This window comes from Candidatus Cloacimonadota bacterium (assembly GCA_034722995.1).
GTDB lineage: Bacteria > Cloacimonadota > Cloacimonadia > JGIOTU-2 > JGIOTU-2 > JAGMCF01.
Map to the genome: position 1 here is coordinate 1 of JAYEOL010000024.1, position 3,030 is coordinate 3,030.

Here is a 3,030-nt window from a genome sequence, read left to right on the forward strand (position 1 = left end):
ATTTTTGTTTTTTCTCCAAATTTTGGTTTAGGGTTTGCAAGCGAGATTAGTTCCCCCAATCTAACAATACTACTAATATTCCCACCATCTGTTCCGCCTGCGAAAAGAATTATGTCCGGACGAAGAATTCTTATCAACTGCATCTTTTCTATTGAAGAGCGGTTATCATTTATTGCGAAAGTATCAAGGATAACCCCACCTGAACCAAAAGCTGTGCGTTTTGCACTACTTGCAGAATCAAACAAAGTTAAACCAAAAACTAAAATCTGCAGTCCACCGCCAGCGCTGCTGGTAGTTAAATAAATCGTATTATTCGGGAAATGTAATTCTTCAGGTATTGCATTATCAGAAAGAATTTTTTGCGAAATATTTTCTTCTAATTTTCTAATAGAGTTATAAATTCCAATTTTTACATCCTCAACAGGTTTTTCAACAGTCGTGGGAATATGTTCTAATCCTATAAGTTTATATTTATTATTTTGTTTTTGAAACAAGACTGCCTTTGTCGTGGTGCTACCAATGTCAGTTATGATAATGTTCTTTTTATCAATCATTTTTCTCCTCTCATTTTTTGATTTTAAGATTATTTTGGAGTGCCTGCCTTCGCGTAGCTACGGCGAAGCAAGGCGAAAACGAACTCCGATATATCGGAGTGAACTTTTCGCTACTAGCTTTATGCTAGAAGTTCGTAGTCCCGACTAGTTCGGAACTCCTCATTTCAGCACTTCAAGTATATATTACCCCTTTAATCCACTTGTAACAAAGCTTGATATGATTTGCCTTTGAGCAAAAAGGAATAATATCAAAAGTGGTACAATGGAGAAAGTAGAGGCAGACATAAGAAGTGCAGTATGAGATGATGACTCTTGTGCAAAGTAAGAAAGTCCAACCTGTAATACTCTTATGTTCTCACTACTGGTCATTACAAGTGGCCACATAAAGCTATTCCAACTACCAATTATTGAAAAGATTGCTGTCGTAGCCAGAATAGGTTTTGAAATTGGCAATATAATTTTCCAGAGTATTCCAAAACGAGAGCACCCATCAATAACAGCAGCATCAAACAGGTCTTTTGGAATAGTCTTAAATTGCTGTCGTAAAAGAAATATACTAAAAATATTTGCTACCCAGGGTATTATTAATGCCCAATAAGTGTTTATCCAGCCAATTTTTGTAAGAAGATAATAAGAAGGAATTAAATAGATAGGCTGAGGAACCATCATCATACTTATGAAAAGATAGAATATAAAATCTCTTCCCTTGAATCTCATTCGTGCAAAAGCATAAGCAGCAAGTGAAGAAGAAATTAGAACTCCTAACAATACACATAATGACACAAAAATTGTGTTAATGAAGTATCTTCCGAATGGCACTTTACTAAAGGCTTCTGAAAAATTTTTGAAATTAAATTTAATCTTTTTTTCAAATGTCAAAGAAGAATTGGGTACTTTTACATAAGAGCGTTTAAATGTTTTTCCATCCTCACTATAAATATTAATTACTGAAAATTCTTTATCCTGTGTGACAATGTTAGCTTTTTCTTTTTTCCCTTCATTATGATAATAGGTAACATTACTATAAGGAATAAAACCTATACTCCCACTGTTAATATCAGTCTGAGATTTCATCGCAGTAGACACCATCCATAAGAAAGGCACAACCATAACAAGTCCGCATAGAATAAGTAAAAGGTAAGTTATCCCTTTTCCTAAAATTCTTTTAAACATATTAATATTGAACTTTTTTTTCTAATCTTTTTTGAAGCATTGTTAATGAAAGAATTATGATAAACAGAACTAAAGCAATTGCACTTGCATAGCTAAATTCTTGAGCATCAATTCCTTTTTCAAATATGTAGTAGACAATTACTTTTGTTGTCCCAAGTGGACCGCCAACTGGTGGTCCTGTCATCATATATACTTGTGCGAACACTTGAAATGTTATAATTGTTGTCATTATTAAAACATAGAAAGTAGTAGGTGAGATAAGAGGGATAGTTATTTTGAAGAATTGTTTAATTTTGCTTGCACCATCAATTTCTGCTGCTTCATAATATACTTCCGGGATATTTTGCAAGCCAGCAAGATATATTATTGTATTATATCCCAGACTCCGCCAGATACAAACGATGATTATTGCAAAGAGTGCAAGTGATGGTCCACCAAGAAAGGCAGGTATTTTTAGTCCCATAGCACCAAATAGTAAAGTAAATATCCCTCTACTCTCAGAAAGCCATCCTAAGCCGTGAATACCAAAAAAGCCTAATATATGGTTCATTAAGCCATTCTGGGGAGAAAAAATCAACTTCCAAACAATTGAGATTGCTACCAAAGATGTAACAGTTGGAATGAAGTAAGTTGTTCTAAATAATCCGGACAATTTTGTAGTACGATTCAACAGACTTGCGAATAACAAAGAAAGAATCAAAGTTATTGGAACTACAAATATGACTAAGTAAAATGTATTAGTCAATGATTGCCAAAATCCTGGATCCCTTAATAACTGAGAATAATTTGTTAAGCCAATAAACTTTTCAGGACCTTTTATGGTCCATTTGAAGAAACTTAATATAAATGAGAGAATGATTGGAATTAAGCGAAATGCAATGACAATTACAGCTGCTGGTAAAATATATAGATATGGAAATAAGTTTAAGTCTTTTTTGGGCTTCATAAATTACTTATTACAAGTGATATTACATACCCACTTACCAATTCTTTGCGGGCAGATAATTTTTTCCAGATATTTGGCTGGGGTGCAGGGATTCGAACCCCAATAGACAGATCCAGAGTCTGTTGTCTTACCCTTAGACGACACCCCAAAAGAAATGAAAAATATAAAATGAAAAATTATAAATTATGGCTTGCCATACGAAGTTTTAGCGAAGTATGGCGGAGAGGCAGGGATTCGAACCCTGGGTCCCAATTTCTCAGAACACACGCTTAGCAGGCGCGCACCTTAAGCCAACTCGGTCACCTCTCCTTAAAAAACTTGGCTGGGTCGGGAGGATTTTCATCCTTCGGAGAACGG

General features: G+C 34.8%; 3 protein-coding genes and 2 tRNA genes. All 5 read right to left on the bottom strand.

Translation table 11 applies throughout. The annotated features are described in order from the left end of the window. Positions 1-554 (bottom strand): glutamate mutase L (locus tag U9R23_03160; GenBank protein ID MEA3475432.1); only part of this gene is annotated, 554 nt, incomplete at its 3' end. A 183-nt stretch (positions 555-737) separates the two neighbouring features. Continuing rightward, the gene (locus U9R23_03165) at positions 738-1,727 is read right to left on the bottom strand and encodes a carbohydrate ABC transporter permease (protein ID MEA3475433.1); all 990 of its coding nucleotides are present in this window, start codon (positions 1,725-1,727) and stop codon (positions 738-740) included. Between the two features lies 1 nt (position 1,728). Further along, a complete protein-coding gene (locus U9R23_03170; protein ID MEA3475434.1) occupies positions 1,729-2,673 on the bottom strand; it encodes a sugar ABC transporter permease in 945 nt (314 codons plus the stop codon). 74 nt (positions 2,674-2,747) lie between these two features. Further along, positions 2,748-2,821: transfer RNA gene (locus tag U9R23_03175), tRNA-Gln, on the bottom strand. Between the two features lie 68 nt (positions 2,822-2,889). After that, a tRNA-Ser gene (locus U9R23_03180) sits at positions 2,890-2,982 on the bottom strand. Positions 2,983-3,030 lie beyond the last annotated feature (48 nt).